General features: G+C 34.4%; 17 protein-coding genes. 5 read left to right on the top strand and 12 right to left on the bottom strand.

The genetic code is table 11. The features are described from left to right. Positions 1 to 41: 41 nt before the first annotated feature. Positions 42 to 440 (bottom strand): hypothetical protein, encoded by a 399-nt coding sequence (locus JQC67_RS06000; RefSeq protein ID WP_203251938.1) that lies wholly within the window; start codon positions 438 to 440, stop codon positions 42 to 44. Between the two features lie 475 nt (positions 441 to 915). On the opposite strand from JQC67_RS06000, the gene JQC67_RS05995 reads away from it, so the two are divergent. From JQC67_RS05995 to JQC67_RS05980, 4 genes are all read left to right on the top strand, one after another. After that, positions 916 to 1,293: a hypothetical protein gene (locus JQC67_RS05995; RefSeq protein WP_203251937.1), complete on the top strand. Its 378-nt coding sequence runs from the start codon at positions 916 to 918 to the stop codon at positions 1,291 to 1,293. Between the two features lie 125 nt (positions 1,294 to 1,418). Then, positions 1,419 to 2,216 carry an MbnP family protein gene (locus JQC67_RS05990; protein ID WP_203251936.1) on the top strand — a complete coding sequence of 266 codons (798 nt, stop codon included), beginning with the start codon at positions 1,419 to 1,421 and terminating at the stop codon, positions 2,214 to 2,216. Between the two features lie 54 nt (positions 2,217 to 2,270). After that, positions 2,271 to 3,320, top strand: coding sequence for a cytochrome-c peroxidase (locus JQC67_RS05985; RefSeq protein WP_203251935.1), 1,050 nt, complete (start codon positions 2,271 to 2,273; stop codon positions 3,318 to 3,320). Next, positions 3,307 to 4,299, top strand: coding sequence for a transporter family protein (locus tag JQC67_RS05980; RefSeq protein ID WP_238934496.1), 993 nt, complete (start codon positions 3,307 to 3,309; stop codon positions 4,297 to 4,299). Before JQC67_RS05985 ends, JQC67_RS05980 begins: the two co-directional genes overlap by 14 nt. A 41-nt stretch (positions 4,300 to 4,340) precedes the next feature. On the opposite strand, the gene JQC67_RS05975 is transcribed toward JQC67_RS05980, so the two are convergent. From JQC67_RS05975 to JQC67_RS05955, 5 genes are all read right to left on the bottom strand, one after another. Beyond that, complete coding sequence (locus JQC67_RS05975) at positions 4,341 to 5,714, bottom strand: DUF1593 domain-containing protein (protein WP_203251934.1); 1,374 nt, start codon at positions 5,712 to 5,714, stop codon at positions 4,341 to 4,343. A 277-nt stretch (positions 5,715 to 5,991) separates the two neighbouring features. Beyond that, complete coding sequence (locus JQC67_RS05970; protein ID WP_203251933.1) at positions 5,992 to 6,915, bottom strand: cupin domain-containing protein; 924 nt, start codon at positions 6,913 to 6,915, stop codon at positions 5,992 to 5,994. Between the two features lie 215 nt (positions 6,916 to 7,130). Next, the gene (locus tag JQC67_RS05965) at positions 7,131 to 8,156 is read right to left on the bottom strand and encodes a serine hydrolase domain-containing protein (protein ID WP_203251932.1); all 1,026 of its coding nucleotides are present in this window, start codon (positions 8,154 to 8,156) and stop codon (positions 7,131 to 7,133) included. 33 nt (positions 8,157 to 8,189) lie between these two features. Then, entirely contained in the window at positions 8,190 to 9,275 is a 1,086-nt protein-coding gene (locus JQC67_RS05960; RefSeq protein WP_203251931.1) for an acyltransferase family protein, read from the bottom strand. 21 nt (positions 9,276 to 9,296) lie between these two features. After that, a complete protein-coding gene (locus JQC67_RS05955; protein ID WP_203251930.1) occupies positions 9,297 to 9,893 on the bottom strand; it encodes an ankyrin repeat domain-containing protein in 597 nt (198 codons plus the stop codon). 237 nt (positions 9,894 to 10,130) lie between these two features. Between JQC67_RS05955 and JQC67_RS05950 the strand changes: the two genes are divergently transcribed. Beyond that, on the top strand, positions 10,131 to 12,185 hold the full coding sequence (locus JQC67_RS05950; RefSeq protein WP_203251929.1) for a helix-turn-helix domain-containing protein: 2,055 nt from the start codon (positions 10,131 to 10,133) through the stop codon (positions 12,183 to 12,185). Positions 12,186 to 12,199: 14 nt separating this feature from the next. On the opposite strand, the gene ppgK is transcribed toward JQC67_RS05950, so the two are convergent. The 6 genes from ppgK to JQC67_RS05920 form a co-directional block, all read right to left on the bottom strand. Beyond that, positions 12,200 to 12,955: a polyphosphate--glucose phosphotransferase gene (gene ppgK / locus JQC67_RS05945; RefSeq protein ID WP_238934495.1), complete on the bottom strand. Its 756-nt coding sequence runs from the start codon at positions 12,953 to 12,955 to the stop codon at positions 12,200 to 12,202. 99 nt (positions 12,956 to 13,054) lie between these two features. Next, positions 13,055 to 14,800: a RagB/SusD family nutrient uptake outer membrane protein gene (locus tag JQC67_RS05940; protein ID WP_203251928.1), complete on the bottom strand. Its 1,746-nt coding sequence runs from the start codon at positions 14,798 to 14,800 to the stop codon at positions 13,055 to 13,057. Positions 14,801 to 14,811: 11 nt separating this feature from the next. Then, the gene (locus tag JQC67_RS05935) at positions 14,812 to 17,964 is read right to left on the bottom strand and encodes a SusC/RagA family TonB-linked outer membrane protein (RefSeq protein ID WP_203251927.1); all 3,153 of its coding nucleotides are present in this window, start codon (positions 17,962 to 17,964) and stop codon (positions 14,812 to 14,814) included. 12 nt (positions 17,965 to 17,976) lie between these two features. Continuing rightward, a complete protein-coding gene (locus tag JQC67_RS05930; RefSeq protein WP_203251926.1) occupies positions 17,977 to 19,590 on the bottom strand; it encodes a glycoside hydrolase family 32 protein in 1,614 nt (537 codons plus the stop codon). Positions 19,591 to 19,610: 20 nt separating this feature from the next. After that, positions 19,611 to 20,933, bottom strand: coding sequence for a sugar porter family MFS transporter (locus tag JQC67_RS05925; RefSeq protein WP_203251925.1), 1,323 nt, complete (start codon positions 20,931 to 20,933; stop codon positions 19,611 to 19,613). 247 nt (positions 20,934 to 21,180) lie between these two features. Then, positions 21,181 to 23,931, bottom strand: coding sequence for a hybrid sensor histidine kinase/response regulator transcription factor (locus JQC67_RS05920; RefSeq protein ID WP_203251924.1), 2,751 nt, complete (start codon positions 23,929 to 23,931; stop codon positions 21,181 to 21,183). Positions 23,932 to 23,969 lie beyond the last annotated feature (38 nt).

Below are 23,969 nucleotides of genomic sequence, written 5' to 3'. Positions count from 1 at the left end.
GCGACAAAATGTCGAGGCTTGACTACTAGTTGTTCTTTTATTTATTTGAAGGCATTGAAACCTTTAGGTAAATATTGTTTTGTATTGAAACCTATTACGATCTCATCATTTAAATCAATATAATTAACACCTTCTATTCCTTCTGGATTAGAATATGCATCAAATTCTGAAGGTAAATTATTTTCAACCTCAACATTTTCAACCTTTGACTCATCAACATACTCAACCCAATTAAGGTTAAAATAATAAGTATTAGGATTAAAATCTTCAGGAAGATAATCAGCTGTATTAAAGCCTAAATCTATCACTTCTTCATCTTCTATATATAGAATTGAATTAAGGTCAAACTCTTCTACTTCTTTTTTGATATCACTCGCGAAAGCACCTTGAATTAACAATCCAATAAATGCAAAACTTAAAATTATATTCTTTTTACTCATAACACTAATGGTTAAATTCTATTACTACAATAACAGGCCTTATGTCGCAATATTGCATCAACCTTAATGCACACCAATGCTTAAAATTGATGATTTTATCAAATTCGTAATTTCAGAGATAAAACACTGATCATTTGGTATTTTAACACTTATACTCTTATGGAGACACCACTTTAAGCGCTTGATTTTTATCACCTAATATCAGAACTTTTTTTCAAATCAACGCTTTGACATTAGGGTACTTAAGCCGTTCACCGACAATATTGCATTTCATCCGATTTTATACGAATCACAATTAATCTAATTCTGATTAACATTCTGCTAAATAGGCAACTACTTCTGATTTCATTTCTATCAATACAAATTGATTGCTACTTCTACTTAAAAGTCAACTTAAAAAAATACTACAGTTTTTATTAAAGCTAATGCAGCTCAATCATCCAAAAAAAATAATAACTTCGCAAAAAGTAATTTTTTGAATCGATTAATCGCCATTCTACTACTAGTAAGTTTTCATGCCCAACCGGCCATGGTTATTTCTGTATGGGCTGATTACTGCATGAATAATGAATATATAAGAGAAGTACTTTGCATCAACAAAGAAAAGCCAAAATTAGAGTGTGATGGCAAATGCTATCTTGCTACTATGCTTAAGAAGGAGTCGCAAAAAAAAGAATCTGATGAAAAAATGCTTTTCAGTGAAGTAAGTGTTACCCCTGTTTTTTTTGTTACCAATCAAGATATTACTTTCAATACAATAGAATTTCTGACAACTGTTGAAAATTTCTTTTATTCAGATCATTATCATTTACTATCACACACAGATAGAGATAGACCACCTATTGTCGCATAATTTCTTCTAGTTTCCGGAATCTTATCCGGTCAAATAACATCCGAATACTTTTAAAATTTAAACAAACACATCTGTGAATGGAGGTTCGTACGACTTCTTACCACTTATCTATAATATTTATCCAAATGAAAATCACTAAAATTTTTATAACCCTTTTGCTATGCGCAACTGTTATCTCATGTTCAAATGATGATAATATGGTTGAATCATTAGTAGGACAAACTGGAGATTTAATCGTAAAATTTGATAATGGTGTTGGTGACCAAGACCTCATCTTTGACGTATCTTATGACAAATCATCTAACGAATCATACAAACTAACATCGGTTAAATACATAGTTAGCAACATCGAATTAACAAAATCAGACGGTTCAACTTTTATGTATCCTGAAATTGAAAATGCATTTATAGTTGACGAAGCAGATGCAAATAATGCCGGAGAAATCTATATTACTTTAAATGATGTTCCTGCAGGAGATTATACCAAAATTTCTTTTGGTGTAGGTATCGACCAAGAAAGATTTCAAAAAGGTGCTGATGGTCAAGGCAATTTATTAGCTGAAGCACAAGAGAAAGAAATGCTTTGGTCTTGGGCTACAGGTTTTAGATTTATTCGTCTAGATGGTGTTTATTCTGATGCTACAGTAACTGATGAGGCCTTAAATATACATATGGGTAGTGTAGGCACAAGTTTAGACAACTATCGTGAAGTAAGCCTAGACGCGCCAAATACTGTTATTGTTAGAGAAGCAAGCACCCCTGAAGTACATATCAAAGCTGATATTGCTAAAGTATTTGACGGGCAAACTTCGGTACTCTTTGCAGATGGTTACAATCAAGTTCATACTGATGAAACAACTACACCCGTTATTGCAGACAATCTCATGGGTATTTTTATGATTCACCATGTTCATAACGAATAGTTATTTAAATTTTGTACCACAAGGCTTTACCTTGTGGTACTTTTTCCTTTTTCTATGAACAATAAAATCTATTTAGTAATAAGCTGTTTGGCTATTTTATGGAGTTGTGATTCTGATTCACCAGAAATCAGTTATACACCTACATATTTACAAGTAGAACAACCAGCAAATTTTCCTGAAATACAATATAACTTAAGCAACAACCCTGTCACACAAGAGGGTTTTGATTTGGGTAAAGCATTATTTTATGATGGAAAATTATCAGCTAACAATTCAATACCATGTGCTTTTTGTCATGAGCAGGCTTTTGCGTTTACGCATCATGGTCACACCCTAAGTCATGGCGTGAATGGCGGAATAGGATTTCGCAATTCACAACCTATGCAAAATTTAGCTTATTTCTCTGAATTTATGTGGGATGGGGCTGCTTCGCATCTAGACCTACAACCTATTATTCCCTTAACTAGTGAGCTAGAAATGGGTGAAACTTTAAGTAACGTTGTCGACAAATTAAAAGCTGACACCTATTATCAATCGCAATTTCCGCTCGCATTTGATGATGGTGAAATTAATAGTGAGAACATTCTTAAGGCGCTTTCTCAATTTATGTTAATGATGGTATCATCAAACTCAAAATATGATAAGTATGTTAGAAATGAAGAAGGTGTCACTTTAACCGAGGTTGAATTACAAGGGCAAAATATTTTTGAAAATAAATGCTCGTCATGTCATGCTACTGATTTATTTACAGATCAAAGCTACCGCAATACAGGTTTACCGATTAATGCGAAGTTAGACGATACAGGCCGTTTTAAAGTACTTGAGAATCCTGAAGATTTGTACAAATTCAAGGTACCTAGTTTACGAAATGTAGAGAAGACTTTTCCGTACATGCATGATGGCCGATTTGCAACATTAACAGCTGTTTTAAATTTTTATGATAGCGGTATGGTAGACAACGGAAATGTAGATGAGAGCCTAAAAAGAAGTGACGGGAGTTTTGGTATTTCTCTTACCGAAAATGAAAAAGTGCAGCTCATTGCCTTTTTAAAAACATTTACTGATAACGAATTTTTAAACGATACACGTTTTGCAGAATATTAAAATATACATACCCACATTTTTATTGTTTCTTATTGGTTATTGTGGCTTAGCGTCAGAACCTGACCCATGTAATTACAATCATGAATTCATGCTACTAAAACCTTTTTGTGATTTGTGTGGTTGCGCCACTAGTAGCGGAAGTTCAGGATTCGGCACACTTGCTAATTCGAATTTTATTGGTCTTCGTTATACGCACCAGAGTTTTGAATCGAAAGACGGAATATTCGCAAACTCCCCAAGCAGTCATGAATATTTAAACACTTATCAGCTATGGGCACAAATACCAATCACACAGAAATTCTATGCTTCAGCAAGTTTGCCCTATCAAGATTTAAATAGAACATTTGAAAGTGGATCAGCAAATGAAGCTTTAAACGGTATTGGCGATGCTAGCGTAGTAGGCTGGTTTAAATGGCAATTTTACTCGAATAAAGAAAACGACTCTATACCATATCCGGTTACAAGACCACTTTCCAAACACTCTATACAAATAGGTGTTGGTGCAAAATTACCAACTGGCGAATTTGAAGAAAGTTTAACCGATAGAGTTAATCCTGGATTTCAAGTTGGCACTGGTAGTCTAGATGGAATTTTCTCTTTAGGTTATAATTATGGAGGAGACAAAATAGGATTCAGCTCTATGCTCACCTACTATTTAAAAGGTGAAAACAAGAACGATTATCGCTATGGCAATCAGTTCAATTATTCAGGTAACGTCTATTATAAAATACCATTTACACGCTCTTCATTAATGCCTTTCGTAGGTGTTTCAGGTGATTCATATCAATCTATAGAACAGTATGAAGAAGCACAGGCAGATACTGACGGACGCCTCTTAAACGGAACATTTGGAACAGAATATGCCACAGGCAAATTCATATTAGGGGCTAATGCTGCTATACCCATCTCACAAGACTTATTTGGTGGAAATGTAAAGGCAAGTGAACGACTGACTATTTATGTAAATTTCGCACTGTAAAATTGTATACCCTTAGAACCTAATGTTCATTGTTTTAAACACTATTTTGGTAGCACAGTTACAATAACTCGCTTATACCTAGATAAGGATGGTGTGCCTTTATCAGAAAGTTTAAGAATAAAATGAAGTGTTTCCTTTTTGGCTACTTCTGGTGCTTTTAGATTCACAATATGAACATTTTGTGCACCTAAATCAATTTCCTTTTGATATGAACTTTCTTCAGGATAATGAAACCACAAATAACTTAGATTATCGCCATCAGGATCTGTAGAATTGAACGCATCCAAACTAAAAGACTCCCCTGATTTTACGGTAAATTTATCAGGATGCAACAAACCAGGAACGGGCGGATGATTGGCTTCTTCATAAGACATTAAGCACCAATCCATTCGAGCAGCAAAATCATTTTGAAAATCATCTCGCCAACGCCATAAAGTAGCCTTAAAATCATTAAATGTTACGGTATCTTTTTTTGTAGTTCGCCCATATTCTTTTGCTACATATGGTGTATAATTATCATAAGCATTTGTCCATATTGGTCTGGTCTCAGGAGCTATCTCTACAACCGACCCACCTTCTTTAGTCTTTGAAAAATCGGGTTTATACAACTCATATCGACCACCCCATGCACCCCATTCTGGATGTTCAGACTCATTAAGACCATTGGGTATTAACGATAAAAAAGCTGGTGTATCACCTTCTACGCCCCATGCCACATCGGGGTATTCTGCACCTAAAGGACCATGCGATTGTTGTATATTATCTGCAATCCACTGGTTGCTAATTGTAGTATTGTCAATTCCTTTAACAAAGGTGTTCACACCTGTCCATGTTGCATTAGCATAATAATCACCCGGACTAACAATGTAAAATAAATCAGGAAAATTATTTCGAATCCAAATACCACTATCATCTTGGTCTGAAATGGTATACACCCGTAACTTAGAAATTAGTCTTTTAGCCTCTTTCTTACTTTTTGTCTTCTTTATTTTATCCAGCGATTGGGCTAAGGTATTTACACCTCCCCAAACAGAAATCCATAATGGACGATCATCATCCTCTTCAAGCGTTTTAATAATCCATTCCGAACCTTCTGAATCTTTTCCATCACCTACACCTTTCATTCCATAAATAGGTAATCCTTTTTTAATTAATGCACTTAAATTTTCTGATGTAGGATAACCTTCTTCATGTTTTATAAGATTTGGTTGTACCTTTCCATAAGCCTTTACTACTCGCTCGATAGATTCTGGAAAAATTCTGCTTTGTAACCAACACGACGTGGTCGCAACAATGCCCTTAATGTCAATTTGATTTGAATATAAAAATAAGCGCACCAATGATTGTGTATCATCTGGATCAGCTTCAATATCGGTTAAAATAATTACACGTTCTTTCTTCACTTCTTGTGCCATAAGAGTAAAACAAAAGAAATACAACACACTAAAAACGAGTGTTGTTTTAAAAAAAACTGAATTTGAAAAGCACGTTTTTGATGTGATCATTAGGTTGTGTGATTAAAAAAATGGTGGTCTTAAATTTACATTGTTTTTTTGAATTGATTTTAACTAAATCTATATCCGCCTAATTTTAATTTCGTTACAAAATAGAAAGCCAAATAAACAAACTTTAAAAACAGCTGTTTCTTTGGCTTTCCTTTGCGAAGATTTTCGCATTATATGGTTTGACTATTTATTTCCATTTAAATGCAAAATACGAACATGTTTCATCCGTTGCATTTCTTACTCCATGGAATAATTGCGAATCCATAAAATAAAAATCGCCAGCTGACGCCTCGTATTCTTTACCATCTATTGTCATTTCAGTTTTACCCGAAAGCACCATTATTATCTCAGTTTCATCATGTGCATGTGGTTTATGACTAGGTCCTTTTTCATCCAATTGTGTTATATGCATTTCAAATCTATCGCACATTGCCGTCGGTCGATCAAAATAAGCAATACCCCCACCACGTTTGCTTGGCTTGAATGTTAATGAATCTTTATTAATTGTAAGTGAACCTCCTGCAGCCACACCTCTTTCAATATTCATTTTCTTTTTTGACTTATACTTCATCACTGTGTAAGTTAAATTGGTATCGCCAACATTTGCCAGTGAATGCATTTGCTGCGGCATTAATAATATTACTCCACCTGCCTCTAATATGGTACTTTTTCCTTCGATTGTAACCTTCATTTTCCCTTCTTTCACAATAATGCATTCTTCATATTCTGCATTTGCATGGGCTGTACTTGGCTCTGCTCCAGGAAATTTAGTTGTAGCATGCATTTCTAGATATTCAAAATGAGGTGAAGTACCTTCCATTATACTTCTAGACTCACTAAGATTTCCATATTTCACCGGATAGTCTTTCCACTTATAAACACCGGACCTTACTGGTTTCAACTCTTTCATAATATTGCTTTTTTCATTATCCACATTGTGGTTTTTAAATGCTTTTACTGATTGTGAATTCGAATCATTTAAAGCTAATGGCATTGTTTTTACAATGTTATTCAAACTTTCATCAAGATGATTTTTGGATAAATCTTGAGCAAAAACCAAACTTGATGACAGGGAAAGAAGTACTATCGAAACAAAATTGATATTTTTCATAATCTGTAGTGATTAGTGTTTAATGGTTATAGCGATTAACTTTAATAGTTTTAATTTCTAAAATACTATATATTAAATCTTAAAAAAAATAGCGTTTGCAACTCATTCTCAGAAAATTAAAACGTTTTAAGATACGTACTTTTCACTTTCTCACAAAAAATATTTAATTACCACACTGGCTAATTAAAAAAGGTACCAATCAAAATAGTAACTATTTAACGCCTTAGAATTTTAACAATACGATTAATTATAATCTCAGACAAATTCCAGTTATACCCATTAAAATCTGTAGTATTCATAAATTGAACAACAACCGTATCAATATCTTCATGATACTCTGATAAACTTTGGTAGCCAGGAATTAATCCACCGTGTTCGTAAACATAAATACCCGAATAAATTTCTTTTTCACCTTCTTCAAAAACAGAACCATCATTTAGCGCCCTCAAGAATATACCTACATCTTCCGCCGTCGCAATCATACAACTATAATCATTTGCCTTTAAATCTTGGTCATAACCAACATAATAACCACTCATTAAGTCATCCATATTTATTTCACTCAGGGAAAAAAAGGTGTTATTAAGTTTAAGTGGTCTTAAAATTTCTTCTTTTATAAATTGATGATGACTATACCCTACTACTTTTTCAATTAACCTAATGAGTAACAAATAATTCGTATTACAATATTCATAACCTTTATCGGGTTTAAAACTAGCTGGTAAGTCTAGTGCATATTCAAGCACATCTATATCGCTTTCTTGTGGGTTATCCCAAAATCCGGGATGATCTGTAAAATTTGGAATACCACTTCTATGCTGCACCAGTAATTTTAAGGCTATTTTATCTGCATACTCTATTCTTCCAACCAATTCCGGAAAATAATCTGCTACGGTTTTATCTAAATCCAAGCGTTTGTCTTTAACCAATTTGGTTATTGCAACGGCCACATACAACTTGTTTATACTACCTATTTTGAATAAACTTTTAGGATTGGCTGGTATTTTTTGCTCCCTATTATTATAACCAGCAGCATAGAAAGCTGGTGGTTTCCCTGCTTGATCTACATATACAATCATACCATCAAATCCATAACTAATAGCCTCATCCAATTGTTCTTGAACAGTTTCTGGCAAGGGTAAAATCCATGCTTTCACCAAAACCCAAGGCACAAAATACAACGAACCTACACTAATCATAATAAATACTATTCGTAGTATTCGTTTTGTCTGATTTTTCATTATTTAATATTTAATTGTTTTAAACTGGTACCATTACTCAGTCTGTTTTCTCGTTTTAATAATTGGATTAAATATCCATTTCAATCCAAATAATGGTCTTAAAAAACCAATTCTTCTGATGATAAATTCATAAATAAGATAACATGTAAGGCAAGTAAATGCAACGATACAAACGAATTTTACTAGTACGGGGATTTCCAGCGGCAATATTAACATTGCACCGGCAAACAAAGCAAACATGTGAATAATATACACAGGATACGCAGCTTTACTTAGGTAATTTAATAATTTACTCGATTTGTTTAAATATTTATATCCAAAACCAAACACCCCAAAAATCCAACAATTAGATTCCAAAACCATAAGATAGCCAGGTGCTTCAGTCATAAACATCACCAGTCTTAATCCATATAAAACGATTGCAAAACCAACATATAACCACTTCCATTTTAACACAGTAAGCCAAAATGCTTTACCACTGTACATTAATAGAAATCCAAAAAAGAAGGCAATAAATCCATAAAAAAATCCGTGCCATGTTTGTGCGTATAGTGCAAATAATTGAGGAGTTACCAATTGGATTTCAATAACAAAAAAGAGTGTTATTACTAAGGGTCCACCAACGTGGCTCATTAATACGGATAAGGCTTTGTGTAACCGACTACCTTCCTGTTTTTTTAAGTAGTTAAAAAGAGGCAAAAGAAGAAGAACGTAAACAAAAATATTTCCTAAAAACCACAAATGGCCTTGATGAGGAAAATAACCCATGGGCATATTATAATATTTTTGAAAAATAAACATATGTATAGGTGTTATTACCAAAATACCAAAAACGAAGGGTAATAAAATTCGTTTTGTACGTTCAACAAGCAATTGCCTCCAGTTTCTCTTGCGCATAGCAAAATAAAGTCCCATTCCCGACACATAGAATAATAGTGGTATTCGCCAAACATTTAGCATTGTCATAGGCTTCCAAAGCACTTCTGCGGTTTCCTCACTTTTTATAAAACCAATGAACATAGCCCATGGCTGAAAAATTATTGCTATATGATAAATTAATAACAAGCCAATTGCAATAACCCGTAACCAATCTATATCGTATCTTCTTTCTAGTGTCATTTTGGTGAATTTTTAAATTAATTATTGCAACATCATTGCGACAACTGGTCTCGCTTTTTCAATTTCGTTTAAATCTATTTGCAAACCTATAGGTTGCAATTGTTGCTTTAGCATTTCATAGACTGGCTTTATCTCTGTAAATGAACTCATAACAGACTCTCTAGCCGTTTGCCCAAAATTGTTTTTTATAGATTTATCTACTTTGGCGTCAATAAGTAATTGTACAATCTCGATTCTACAGAAAAAAGCAGCAGTATGTAAAGCTGTTGCTCCGTCATTATTTTTTGCATGCAAATCTGCACCCGCCGCGATAAGTTCCTGCGCAATTTTACTTTTACCAAAGCTGGCCGCAGTAATTAAAGGTGTGGATCCGCTCATAGCATCTCGTTGATCTAAATCAGTACCGTATGCAATGTGTTGTTTTACTGATTCTAAATCATCCGACAAAATAGCCGTTTGAAAATCTATAAATGGTTTATCTACAGCCGCATTATTATGAACTATTGCTTCATCTCCTTTCAACTTCTTATTCGTTTGACCACAAGCCACACAAAATATTAATGACATAGCTGAAGTGAATACCCATAATTTTGATACTTTAATTCTTAATGTTTTCATTTTTTTTAAAATTTAAATTATTGTTTACATTTTTGTTTCTACAAAGGTCTTTCACAACATGAAGCAACGTTTATGAGCTATGCGGACAAATCTGTAAAGTTTCGTGAGGGTATATAAATTATGACGCAAGGCATAACAATTATGATGCAATGGACAAATAGGTGCTGCTAAAATAGGGTAAGTAGATAATGTATATTTCTTTACATTTTACCTAAATTAGTACAAGTTAAAATCCGCATGTCTGACCAACCATTAAACAATTCAAACTTTATTAAACAAGCAGAGTCTATTCTTCTTGAAAATATATCTAATGAACAATTTGGAGTATCGGAGTTAGCAAATGCTATGCATATGAGTAGATCTAATCTGCTCAGAAAAATTAAAAAACAAACACAGCTTTCAGCCAGCCAATATATTCGACAAATTAGACTGAAAGAAAGTATTGCGCTACTTAATGAAAATTCATTAACCATTTCGGAGATTTCGCATCAAGTTGGTTTTGGTAGTACCTCTTATTTTATCAAATGTTTTCGCGAGCATTATGGACATCCACCAGGTGAAATAGGAAAAGTAGCAAAAATTAATACTGAAAAAGTTGAGGCAAAATCGATTAACAACTACAAATGGCCCCTATTAATTCTTGTTTCAGTAGGAATTTTAATAGGCCTCTTTTTACATTTTGGCAAAAATGAGACAAAAGAACAAGTAACTATTGAAAAGTCAATTGCTGTTTTACCATTCAAAAATGAAAGTAATGATTCTACCAATATATATTTTGTAAATGGATTAATGGAATCCGCTTTAAACAACTTGCAAAAAATTGAAGATCTTCGAGTAATTAGCAGAACCTCAGTTGAAAAGTACAGAGCCTCTTATAAAGGTGTTCCTGAGATTGCTAGCGAACTAAATGTAAATTATATTGTTGAAGGCAGCGGACAACGCATAGACAATCAAGTATTATTAACGGTACAGTTGATTGAGGCCGCTACGGATACACCGATATGGGCAGAGCAGTATAACCAGGAAGTGGTCAACATTTTTACCTTGCAAAACGATATTGCTAAAAAAATTGCTGCAGCAATTAAGGCGGTTGTCACCCCAGCGGAGTTGGAACAAATAGAAAAAAAACCAACCAATAACTTATTGGCGTATGACTTATACCTTCAGGCTCTGGAACCTTATAATTCGAGAAGTAAAGAAGGTTTAGAAAAAGCAATTGAATTACTTAAAAAAGCTGTTGAACTTGACTCTCAATTTGCTCATGCCTATGCTAAATTGGCTATATCTTATTATTTTCTAGATGAATTTCAGAAGCAAAAACACTACACAGAGATTATTAACAACTATGCAGATAAGGCATTGTTATACGATACAAAATCTGACGTGAGCCTCATCGCTAAAGCACTGTATTATATGCATACGGAAGAATATAGATTAGCATTGCCTCATCTAGAAAAAGCGTTGGAATATAATCCTAATTCTAATGCTGTAGTTCAAGTGCTATCGAGCCTATATTCTAATTTTATTCCGAATACAGCAAAATACCTAAAGTATGCACTAATGGGTGTTAAGCTAGATATTGCCGCTAATGATTCCATTTCAAAAAGTTACATTTATCTAAACCTGAGTAATGCTCTAGCTCAAAGTGGTTTTACTGAAGAAGCTATGACTTATATCAATCAGTCGTTAGATTATGACCCTAATAACTATTACGCACCTTACGCAAAAGCTTACATTCAGTACGCTAAAGATGGTAATCTTGAACAAACTAAAAAATCTTTAATTAGAGAATTATATAAAGATAGTACTCGATTAGATATCATGCAGGAAATTGGAAAACTTAATTATTTCCAAGAAGATTATAAGAGTGCATATAAGTACTATGATAAATTTTCTAAGACAAAAGAAAAGCTTAATTTAAATATTTACCCACATGAAAATCTAAAAATTGGATATGTATATGAGAGAATGGGTTTTAAAGATAAATCAGCTACATTTTATAATGCTTATGCGGCGTATTGCAAAAATGACAAATCTATTTATAAAAGTGCCAGCACAGCAATGCTTTATGCCCATGAAGGTAAAATTGATGAAGCCATTGAACAACTCAACATTTTTGCGACACAGGACCATTATCAATATTGGGTTCTTTTATTTATAGAAAAAGACCCACTTATATCACCTTTAAAAAGTCACCCAAATTATAACAAGACAATTCAAAAAATTAAAGATCGTTTTTGGGAAAATCAAGCCAAATTAAAATCTTCACTTGAGAAAAATGATCTTCTTTAAAATTTTTGATTTACTCAACCTTCATTTCCTAAACAAGATGCTGCATAAAGGGCAGCACCAACAATTCCGGCATCGTTTTCGAAATGTGCAACTCTTGTAGGTGTATCAATAGAAAGGTGCTTACTAAACTTATTAAATTTCTTACTTAAACCTCCACCAATTATAAAATAATCAGGAGACATTATTCTTTTTACATGCGTAAGAAAATAATCGAATCGACTTGCCCATTCTTTCAATTTCAAATTATTTTTTTTCCTTGCCAATCCAGAAGCAAAAAATTCAACGGGTAATCCATCCTTGTATAGAACACGACCCATTTCAATATTCGGAATTAAATTACCATTGTAGAAAACTCCCGTACCCAAACCAGTACCTATAGTAACCATGATTACTTTACCTTTTAAACCATTCCCAACACCTAATTTCATTTCTGCTAACCCGGCCAAATCTGCATCATTACCTATATAAAAATTGGTATTCACACATTTCTTTTGAAAGAGTTTAGCTATTTCTATATCAACCCAATTATTCGTCATATTTCCTGCAGTTTTACAGGTGTCGTTAACAACTACCATTGGAAAACTACATCCAACAACACCTTGCCAATTTAATTGACGAACTAATTGTTGAACTGTTTTAGCTACTTCTTCTGGGTGTGCAGGTTGCGGTGTTTCGAATCGAATTCTCTCGGTAACCAATTTACCATTTACTGTATCAACTACAGCACCTTTTATTCCAGACCCACCTATATCTATTCCTAATATTTTCATTTTATCTAACAGAAATTCATGAAAAAAGCACGGGAAACAACACCCGTGCTTTCAAAAACCAACTCAACTAATTCAGAACACTGAATTTTCTCAATTTATTTAATACCCTGGGTTTTGCGCGTACACGCCACCTGTAAAATCAATTTCTCTTTGTGGTATTGGGTAATACTCATCTCTACCAGCAGTAAATTGTGCACTCGCTAAGAAATCTCTTTTAGTCTTTTCCGTAGCTAAATAAGCATTAAGCACTTCAGCTGCTTCGCCCCACCTAACCAAATCAAAGAATCTTGGTCCTTCCATTCCAAACTCTAGTCTTCTTTCAAACTTTAATGCCTTAAGCGCAAACTCTTTACTTGGAAAATCTGTATAGGTACCAATGTTGTAAATATCATCTGCACCAGCAGCAATAGGCCTTGCGGTACTTGCAGCAGCACGAGTTCTAATCTGATTTATTATTGGCAATGCTTCATCCCATCTGTCTAACTGAATTAAAGCTTCGGCCTTAAATAAAAGCACATCGGCATAGCGTATAAAATCAACATTTTTAGATGTACCAACAAACGGGCCTTCTTTAACATAACAAGAACAATCGGGTGCTTGTTGTTCTTTCATATTACCAAAGTATCCATATACCCCAGGATCTCTAGCCCAACTAAAATTATACACCATATCACCCGTTTCGTTAACCGTATTTCTATATTTAAATGGTCTTCCAGGTAGTCCAACAGTATGGTCGAGCCTCGGATCAATAGTAAGACCTGCAGCAGGAACAGAAGTTCCATCATCTTCTACTGTATTAAAAATATCCTCATCATTAAAAGTATCTAATAATGGAAGCCCGCTTGCGTCTGTTCTAAAGGCATTAACCATGTTCTGACTTGCCAAATGGAAACCACAACATCCGTATAAACCAGTTCCGTGCGGAGAATTTAGACCAGTTACAAAACTTACACGACTAACTATTGTACCATCGTTTATTGAGAATTGTGCTGCCCAAATTGATTCTGGGCCATTGTCAAAACCATCTAAATAATTATTTGCATAATCTGGTTCTAAGCTGGCAGTTACTGCATCAGCAAAAGTGATAACTTCTTCTAACCGAGCAGTGTTGATATTTGTAACTTGGTGCGTTTCATTTTGCTCATAAGCTTGATACAAACGTAGCTTGGCTAGATATGCCGCAGCTGCATTTTTATCAGCTCTTCCAACTTGATCTTGCGATTGAGGCAAATTATCAAATGCGAATTGAAAATCTTGAGCTATGGTATTCCATAATTCATCATTTGAAAGATCATTAGAAACTGAGGCAATTTCATCTTGTGTTAGCTCTTCAGTTATATATGGAATTTTCTTGAACAACTGCTTCAAAATAAAATGCGAATGAGCCCTTAAAAAACGAAGCTCTGCTTGTCGAATGGTTTTATTTGGGTAATCACCATCAGGAATTTCGTTAATTACAGACAATGCAAAATTTGCTCTCGAAATTGCAGCATAATAGTTGGTCCAAGTCCTTGGTCCCATCCAATCTGTACCATTATCGGCTTCCGTTAGGTTGTATTGTTCGTATTTATCCACAATATCCACATCACCACGGCCACCTCCGCCTTTATATGCATCATCAGATCGAACGCTACCATAAACCCACATTTGCGTAAGTGGACCAATCATATCATCATTCGCGATTCCTGCATAAGCCGCCACTACTAAGGCCTCTGCATTATCTGCTGTAGCCACATTTTCGTTGGACAGCACACCTTCTGGCTCATACTCTAAAAAGTCATCTTCACAAGAGACGAAGAGTATTGAAACCAACATTACTAATAAATATATTTTTCTATTTTTCATGATTTCAATTTTTAAAAATTCACGTTAAGTCCTAGTGATAATACAGTTGGTACTGGAATTCTATTTACATCAGTACGCTCTGGATCAGATCCGATATAATCGTTAGGAGTAAACCAAAAGAGATTCTCTCCTTGAAAATAGATTCTTAACTTACTCATACCTCCCCATTTGTTAATTAAATCTTCTGGCAAGGAATATCCGATTTGCATATTTCTAATTTTGAAATAAGAGTTATTTCTATATAAATAATCGGACACTCTTAAATCGTTAAATGCTAATGAAGTTGATGGAATATCAGTATTCGTGTTAGTCGGTGTCCAAGAATTTAAGACTCCTAGACCAGCATTCTCACGACCTTGCACAAAATTGTTCCAAAGGATATATGGATCTTGACCAATTCTTCCGGTTACCCCAGAACCAAAAACAGAAAAATCAAAGTTTTTGTAGCCTAAATCTATACGTACACCATATTCCAAATCTGGTAAAGTATTACCAATGAAATCTCTATCTTCAGTACCAATGCTTCCATTTCCACTTATGTCTTTGAATTTTAATCCACCTGGTCTAGCACCAACTTGTGTAGGGGAGTTAGCAACATCTTCTGGGCTTTGGAAAAGACCATCTGTTTGATATCCGAAGATTGAAAATTGCGATTGACCAACAATAGAGTTCTCGGCAGTTCCTGGAAAAGCAGGTCTAACTTCTTCAGGTAAGGCAGTTATCTTATCTTTAAATGCACCAAAATTTGTTGAAACCCCTAAAGAAAGGCCATTGTCGAAAGTTTTTGCATAATCTAACGATAGTTCCCAACCTTTGGTTTCTGTAGAAGCTCCGTTCAACACACGTTGTTGTCCTTCACCAATGGCAGAAGCTATAGGTGGAGTTGTTAATATATCGTCTGTTTGTCTAGTAAAATAATCGAAAGATCCCACAATTTTATTTTGGAATAAGCCAAAATCTAGACCTACGTTAATTTCTTTTGTAGTCTCCCATTTTAAAGCTGGATTTGCTGCTTGTGTAGAAACAAAACCAGAAGGAAGTGTACCTCCATTATTTCCATTTAAATCATAGGCTGTACCTACATTGTAATAGATCTCAAAGAACCCAGGTGTAAATTGCACCTCATTATCACCATACCTTGCTTCATAAATTCCAAAACGTGCTAAATCACCAATATTTTGATTACCTACCTCACCGTAACCACCTCTTAACTTTAAATTGCTAATTAGCTCATTGTCCTTTAAAAAGTTTTCTTCACTAATTCTCCAACCTAAAGAAACTGCTGGAAAAATACCGTATCTATTATCTGATCCAAATCTTGAAGAACCATCGCGACGTACCGTAACAGATGCAATATATTTATCGGCATATGAATAATTAAATTTACCGAATTGAGATAGTAGTCTACTTCCTGTTGAACTACCATTTGAAGTTCTTGCCCCTGTAGCAGCACCGAGTACAAAATAATTTTCAGTCTCCACTGCAAATCCGTCAGCGGAAGCAAATACATTATCAGAATCATTTCTAACAGATTCAGTACCCACAAGTAAACCAAATCGATGATCTCCTAATTCCAAATTATAATTCAACGTGTTTGTAAAAATTAAACTTGTAAACTTATTAGAATCTATTATTAACCTATTATTACCTCTTGTTACAAATCCATTATTAACAGTGGTTTCAATGTCTTTACGTTTAATATCATTATAATCAAGGCCAACACTTGTTCTAAACGTTAGGTTCTTAGCTAAATCTAATTCAGCAAAAACATTACCAAAAATTGAAGTACGTTCGGTATTATCCCAACGGTTTAAGAACTGCATTAACACAGGGTTATTACGATCGGAATATCCAGCTCCAAGAGGGCCACCATATTCACCATCTAAACCAAATAGCGGAATAGTTGGCGCACTTGTAATTGCTAAACCTGGTGTGGGGGCACTTCCAACATCAGGAGAAGCCAAGGTTTCATCGGAGGTTGAAAATTGTGTATTTACACCGACACGTAACTTATTGTTAAAGAAATTGAAGTTCGAATTTAATTTTGCACTGTATCTATCATAATTTGTGTATTGTAGTATACCGGTGTTCTTTAAATATCCAATATTTAATAAATGAAAAGAATTTTCTGTACCGCCAGATACACTAACATCGTTATTAAAAACATATCCAGTTTTATAAGTCTCATCTTGCCAATCTGTATCGCCTGCAGGAAAATTCGGATCTCCACCAACAAATGGTTGAACACTAACACTGTTTAGTACAGGGTTATTAAAATCTCCGTTCCAATCAAAATTATATATTTCACCGTAGCCTCCATTAGGATCAGCTCCGTCATTAACAGATGCTTGCCATAAAACCTCACCACGTTGTTGCGCGTTTAGCATATCATAGCGCTGTTTCTTCTCAGATAAAACAGACATGTTTGAATTAATAGAAATACTTAATTTTTCGCCACCTGCTGCTCTGGCTTTGTTTTTGGTAGTTACTATAATAACACCATTACCTGCTCTTGCACCATATATAGAAGATGCGGATGCATCTTTTAATACTTGAACCGATTCTATTGCACTAGGATTTAAACTTGAAAATACTTCTTGACGTACCGTTGGTACTCCGTCAATAACATAAAGTGGATCATTGTTACCCAATGTAGTAACACCTCTAATGAGAATACGATTACCATTACCTGTAGGGTCGCCAGATTTTTCGATAAAAAGCCCTGGCACTCTACCTTGTAATGATTGTACAGCACTACCAGAACTCATGCTCTGACCTTCAACGGGACCTAATTTTACTACAGTTACCGCGCCTGTTAAGTCCGCTTTTCTTTCCGTAGCATAACCTGTTAGAACTACTTCATCTAATTGCTGCGCATCTGCTTGCATTGCTAAATCTATAGTAGTTTGCCCATCAACGGCCATTTCTGTAGTTAAAAATCCGATATAACTAAATATCAAGATTGCATCTGATTCGTCAGTTTCGATGGTATAGTTTCCATCAAAATCTGTGGTTGTTCCTGTGGTTGTTCCCTTAACAATGACCGTAGCGCCCGCCAAAGGCATTCCGTCATCGGCAGAAATCACCGTACCTGTTATTTGATCCTGAGCTAATAGCCCCAACGGAACAAATGATAGAAATAATAATAAGAGTTTTAGTTTCATAATAATTGAGTTTTAGTTAAAGTTAAATTCATGAATTTCAAGTTTATCAAGTGTAAAGTTTTTAATATCCGACCATGTAGATAGGGTTTGAAAAGGTACTTTCGGAAAGAAAATTTCTGTCATTACTGTTTCACCTTCATCAAAGAATATTTCAATAGAAGTTTTGTCTAGTATAATTTTACCGGTCAATGTATCTGAGTTTGCAGTTCTCACTGCTTTGGAAATTCTATCAGAAAATTTTTCTGAAAAGCCATTTTCACCAGTTTTATTTCGATCTACGAAAAAACTATTTTCAGTAGCTTCATAACCAAAGGAAAGCTCGTCTCCTTTATCATTTGACAACACAAAAGTGTATGTACCATCAGCTAAATCGGGTATTTCGAAATTTATTTCAGTCTTTGTTAGATTAACCGTTTTGGAAGTAACCAAAATTGTTTCGCCTTCAATAGCTATATTCTTATCTGCTACTTTTTTTCCGCGGTAGCCCTTTAATTCATTTACTGGGTTTGATATTAACCTATAGGTACCATTAGACTTAATCAAGCTAAGTTCGCGTGCTATGGTCATAGCACTTCTCCAATTATCAGTGGGTACATTATTTGCATAAAGCCAATTGGACATCCATCCAATAAAAAGTTTACCACCATTGGCAGTTGTTACATTCGACCATGTAACACCAGCATAATTATCTCGTCCATGATCTACCCAAAAAGTATGATCATCTGCTTGCTGCTCTTTAAAATTTTGGTCAATTGTAAAAACTTTACCATCAAAGTCACCAACAAAATACTGGGTTGCCGAACCTCCATTCGGACCACCGGGATTAATGCTAACCAACAAGACCCATTTGGTTTCTTCGGAATCTTTAACCGGTAGTTGAAAAAAATCGGGGCATTCCCAGACGCCACCATGGTTTCCAATTCCTTCTCCAAATGTGGAAATTAGCTCCCATTCTTTAAGGTCTTGCGATGCATAGAACATAATTTCTTGGCCTGCGGCCAGAACCATGGTCCATTGCTTGCGTTCTTCGTCCCAATTAACCTTAGGGTCTCTAAAATCTCGAATATCAGGATTTTTCACTACTGGGTTTCCTTCATATTTTTCATAGGTTAACCCTTCATCTAAAGAATAAGCAATAGCCTGAGTTTCAACATCTATTTTATCTGCTTTTTCTTTTTTCATGTCGTGATATGTAAACATTGCAACCACTGGAGTTTTACTTTTTTCAGAAAATCCCGATGTGTTATCTACATCCACAACCGCACTACCAGAAAAAATATATCCCTTATCATCTGGGTAAAGTGCTATTGGTTTTTCAACCCAACTTATTAGGTCTTTACTGATGGCATGACCCCAATGCATTGGCCCCCAGGTTGTACCATCTGGGTAGTGTTGATAATAGAGATGGTAATAACCATTATAATAGAACATACCATTGGGGTCGTTCATCCATCCTTTTTTTGGAGTAAAATGAAAATTAGGTCGGTATAACTTTTCGTTTTCACCATTTGGTACTGAATCAGTTACTATACTCACGTTTTTACTATTTTTTGGCTCTCCCTTACATGAAACAAGCATGCAAAAGACTGTTATAAAACCTATTAGTATTGAAAGGGTATTTTTCATTTTTGTTGATTTTTTAAAGCTCACGCCTTCTTTTTAATTAGTTTTTCACTTAATACTTCGAGGGAAACCCCTTTTGTTTCGGGCATGGCAACTGCCACAAAAATCAATTGTAGAATCATCATAAAGGCAAAGAATGCGAATACCGCGCCGGCACCAACCGAGGAAAATAACACTGGAACCAATGATGGTATAATTGCGGCCAAAACCCAATGAACAGAACTACCGAAAGACTGACCCGAACCCCGTAAATGATTTGGAAATATTTCTGAGATAAATACCCAAATAACCGTACCCTGTCCGATAGCATGGGCGGCTATAAAAAGAAACAAGAAAATTGGCACCGCCATGCCTGTCCAATTAAAGAAAAAGGCACAGGCAACTAATGATAAGGAAATTATATATCCAACTGAACCTATATACATCAGTTGTTTTCGGCCTAGTTTATCAATAAGAAAAACTCCTAAAAGAGTAAATATCATATTGGTGACACCTATGCCAATACTGCTCAACAGTGCAGTGCTTTCACCTAGGCCTGCTTCTTCGAATATTCTGGGTGCATAGTAGAGAAATGCATTTATTCCCGAAAATTGATTGAACAAAGCAATTAAAAAAGCCAACATAAGTGGAAACCTATATTTTTTAATAAAAAGTGTTTCCCCAGAAACTGTATTCTCACTTTCTGTTTTTAATGCCAACATTAAGACCTCTGGGTCTTGTCCTGGATTGATGAGCTGTAGTACTTTTTTCGCCTCATCATTTCGCATTTTAGTTAATAGCCATCTTGGGCTTTTTGGCACACTAGCCACAAATAGGGTATATATTAGTGCAGGAATTGCCTCAACGCCAATCATCCATCGCCATGCATTCTCACCAATACCACTCAATAAATAGTTTGATAAGAAAGCTATTAGAATGCCAAATACTATATTAAATTGATAAAGCCCGACCAATTTTCCTCGGTCTTTAGCTGGAGCTATTTCTGATATATAAGCTGGGGCCGCAATTGTTGATGCGCCAACACCAAGACCACCTATAAATCTAAAGACCGCAAATGTTATGGGATCATTTGCAAATGCCGAACCAATTGCAGATACTGTATAGAATATTCCTATCCATAATAAGGTTTTTTTTCTGCCAATTTTGTTGGTTGGAATACCACCCAATATTGCTCCTATTACTGTTCCCCATAGTGCCATTGCCATAACAACTGTACCATGAAATACATCGGAAGAATTCCATAATGATTGAAGTTTTTTATCGGCACCCGAGATTACAACGGTATCAAACCCAAAAAGGAATCCTGCTAGTGCAGCGGTTATAGACCAAACCCATATTTTTTTCATAATCGTAATTCTCTAGTATGGCAGCTAAAGTATTCGTAAAAAAAGAGGGTGTATTTTGATGATGTATCAATGTGTTATGATTTCGTTAAGAATTACGTCTAAAAATCATAAATAATTGAAATACAGTTGTTTATGTAAAAAAATTAACATGCTCTATAAAAACACAAGTATAATTATGTTACATGATGTTTAAAATTGTTACATGTAAATAAGTACATACAATACAAAAGAAACAGCGTGTGGTATTTTAAATGGATTTGCGAAAGGCAGCAGGAGAAGTTCCGTACTTGTTTTTAAAAGTTGTAGAGAAATAGTTTGGGGAAGAATAGCCGTTGGCATATGCAATTTCTGCTACTGTCAATGTACTTGTTTCAAGCATTAATTTGGCTTTCTCTAATCTAATATTACCAATATAATCACTTATACTAATACCCATCATAGCCTTAACTTTTCTGTATAATTGAACTCTAGAAATATTAAGGTTTTCGGCAAGATGTTCAACTGAATAGTCTGAATTACCCAAATTGTCGTTTATAAGGGTGTTAAGTTTACTTACAAATTGCTGCTCTATATTACCAAAAGAACCAATCTCTTCAATTTTATGAATGTTGCTGGTATAATAATAGCGAAGCTTCTCTCTATTATAGAGTAATGATTTAATTGACTGAACCAATATTGCGTAACTAAACGGCTTAGTTAAATATAAATCGGCACCCGATTGCAACCCTTTAAGATATGATTCTTTATTGCCTAAAGCAGTAAGTATTATTGTGGGAATATGCGATGTACGCAAATCTTTTTTTAGTAGCTCGCAGATTTCAAAACCATTTTTATCGGGTAAATTGATATCACAAAGTATAATATCTGGAATAACTTCAAATGCCTTTTCAATAACATCTGTTCCGTCTGACAAATGTATCTCATATTCAATTTGTAATTTGTTTTTAAGAAAAAGGGATAAATCTCTGTTATCTTCAATAATAAGCACCGAGTATTTTTCATTGTCTGTACTTGGAGTTTGCAACAAATAATTATCATCCATTAAATGTTCTGATGTAAAATCGATAATATTAGTATCTACCAAATCTTGCTCGGTAACTATTTCCGTTTCATTAAAATGTGCTTGTCCTTTATAGAGGCTAATACTAAATTCGGCACCATGTATAGATTTCACTTGTATTGTGCCTTTGTGCATTTCAACAAACTCTTTGCTTAAATGCAACCCAATGCCTGAGCTGTTTTTATTATTATTAGAACCTTGAAAAAATGCTTGAAAAACGCCATCCATGTCTTTTGCTGGTATACCAATGCCGGAATCATTAAATCGAATATTTACTTTATTTCCGTTCACATCATCTTCAATATCTATTTCAATTTTACCATTATCAGGGGTGAACTTAAATGCATTAGATAGTAAATTAAAATATACTTTATCCATTAAATTTCTATCTATAAAAACATCTAAGTCCTTATTATTCGAATTTAATTTGAAATCAATATTTCTTTTCTTGGCTTCACGTTCAAAATCTTTAAATATTATTTTCGAAAAACCATACAAATTTGTTTTCGATGCCTTTAAATTGAATTTGCGATCCTCAATTTTTCTAAAATCAAGTAGTTGATTGATTAATCTTAATAATCGATTAGAGTTGTTATAAATTAACTCTACTTCGTTTCTAACATTTGAACCCCTCTCTTTAACAAATTCGCTCATCGATTCAATTGAACTTAATATTAAGGTAATTGGGGTTTTGAATTCATGAGAAAGTCCTGTGAAAAAATTAAGTTTTGCTTCGTTACTAACCTTAACTTCTTCTGCAATTTTTTCTATTTGATTGCGCTGTACTGTTATCTTATCATTGGTTAATTCTAGCTGTCTATTTTTCTTGCGAATGGCAAAAATGGAATAGATACTATATATGGCTAAACTTAATACAACTGCTAAAAGCGACATTGTAAGTTTTAGTAAATTATTTTGCGAGTAGTAAAGTTCTTTCTGTTTTTTTATGGCATCTAATTGAAGTTCCATTTCTGCTTGCTGATCTTTTATTTTTTCGAACTGATTGTTCATTATATCAGCATTCAACTTATTTATTATAGTAGTTGACAACAAATTGTTCTTCGGAACTGATTCTTTATTTAAAATTTTTAACGCTAGTTTTATTGCTTCGTCACCACCTGTGGGATATAATATAGTTGCCTGTAAAATCCCATTTTTAACCGCTTGTATGCCTCCTTGCACACCTGAGAGGCCATCTACGCCGATAATATTTATACTTTTTTCAATTCCTAAATCTCGAGCTACTTCCCAGGCCCCAATGGCCATTCTATCATTGTGAGCAAAAATGTAATTTGGAAAAACACCTTTCGTTAATAATGCCTTTAATTTATTTTGAATTGATTCTTTCTCCCAATCTCCCTCAATTTCGGCTTTAACTTCTGCGTAGTTATATTGGTCAATTATTTGATGAAAGCCCAAGGTTCTTTCCTTGGCAGGCGATGAGCCCTTTAAACCTCTTATTTCGATAATTGAAATTGAATCTTTTGAATTGGATGCAATAATTTCTTTAGCCGCATTTCGCCCTACTTCAATGTTATCTGCACCTAAATATGAAGTATACTTTTCATCTTCAGTTTTTCGATCTACCACTAGCACTGGTATTCCTAATTTAAGAGCTTTTTGTACAACTGGCGTAATTGGTTTCGATTGAATTGGAGAAACAATAATTATATCCAAACTATCAGCAATAAGACTTTCTAATTGTTTAATTTGTTTTTCAACGTCATAATTAGCATCATAAATTGTAAGCGATATATTAGGATTTAATGAGGCTTGCAATTTCATAGAATTGTTCATTGAACGCCTCCAATCATCATTAGTCATTGCTTGAGCGAAACCAATTCTTATCCTATTATCGGGAAATTTATCACGACATGAAAAAAATATTGACTGTAAAGCCAATAAAAAAAATAAATATGCTTTAAACTTAAGATTCATCAATAAATGTTGGTATTCGTAAACATAGTGAAAAATGA

The organism is Aurantibacter crassamenti (genome assembly GCF_016811105.1).
Taxonomy (GTDB): Bacteria; Bacteroidota; Bacteroidia; order Flavobacteriales; family Flavobacteriaceae; genus Aurantibacter_A; species Aurantibacter_A crassamenti.
The sequence above is the reverse complement of the archived record's forward strand: the minus strand, read 5'-3'. Positions and strand labels throughout refer to the sequence as shown.

Excerpts from the sequence above, each read along its gene's own strand:
- JQC67_RS06000 (WP_203251938.1), bottom strand. The coding sequence starts at position 440 with ATGAGTAAAAAGAATATAATTTTAAGTTTTGCATTTATTGGATTGTTA.
- JQC67_RS05990 (WP_203251936.1), top strand. The coding sequence starts at position 1,419 with ATGAAAATCACTAAAATTTTTATAACCCTTTTGCTATGCGCAACTGTT.
- JQC67_RS05985 (WP_203251935.1), top strand. The coding sequence starts at position 2,271 with ATGAACAATAAAATCTATTTAGTAATAAGCTGTTTGGCTATTTTATGG.
- JQC67_RS05975 (WP_203251934.1), bottom strand. The coding sequence starts at position 5,714 with ATGGCACAAGAAGTGAAGAAAGAACGTGTAATTATTTTAACCGATATT.
- JQC67_RS05970 (WP_203251933.1), bottom strand. The coding sequence starts at position 6,915 with ATGAAAAATATCAATTTTGTTTCGATAGTACTTCTTTCCCTGTCATCA.
- JQC67_RS05965 (WP_203251932.1), bottom strand. The coding sequence starts at position 8,156 with ATGAAAAATCAGACAAAACGAATACTACGAATAGTATTTATTATGATT.
- JQC67_RS05960 (WP_203251931.1), bottom strand. The coding sequence starts at position 9,275 with ATGACACTAGAAAGAAGATACGATATAGATTGGTTACGGGTTATTGCA.
- JQC67_RS05955 (WP_203251930.1), bottom strand. The coding sequence starts at position 9,893 with ATGAAAACATTAAGAATTAAAGTATCAAAATTATGGGTATTCACTTCA.
- JQC67_RS05950 (WP_203251929.1), top strand. The coding sequence starts at position 10,131 with ATGTCTGACCAACCATTAAACAATTCAAACTTTATTAAACAAGCAGAG.
- ppgK (WP_238934495.1), bottom strand. The coding sequence starts at position 12,955 with ATGAAAATATTAGGAATAGATATAGGTGGGTCTGGAATAAAAGGTGCT.
- JQC67_RS05940 (WP_203251928.1), bottom strand. The coding sequence starts at position 14,800 with ATGAAAAATAGAAAAATATATTTATTAGTAATGTTGGTTTCAATACTC.
- JQC67_RS05935 (WP_203251927.1), bottom strand. The coding sequence starts at position 17,964 with ATGAAACTAAAACTCTTATTATTATTTCTATCATTTGTTCCGTTGGGG.
- JQC67_RS05930 (WP_203251926.1), bottom strand. The coding sequence starts at position 19,590 with ATGAAAAATACCCTTTCAATACTAATAGGTTTTATAACAGTCTTTTGC.
- JQC67_RS05925 (WP_203251925.1), bottom strand. The coding sequence starts at position 20,933 with ATGAAAAAAATATGGGTTTGGTCTATAACCGCTGCACTAGCAGGATTC.
- JQC67_RS05920 (WP_203251924.1), bottom strand. The coding sequence starts at position 23,931 with ATGAATCTTAAGTTTAAAGCATATTTATTTTTTTTATTGGCTTTACAG.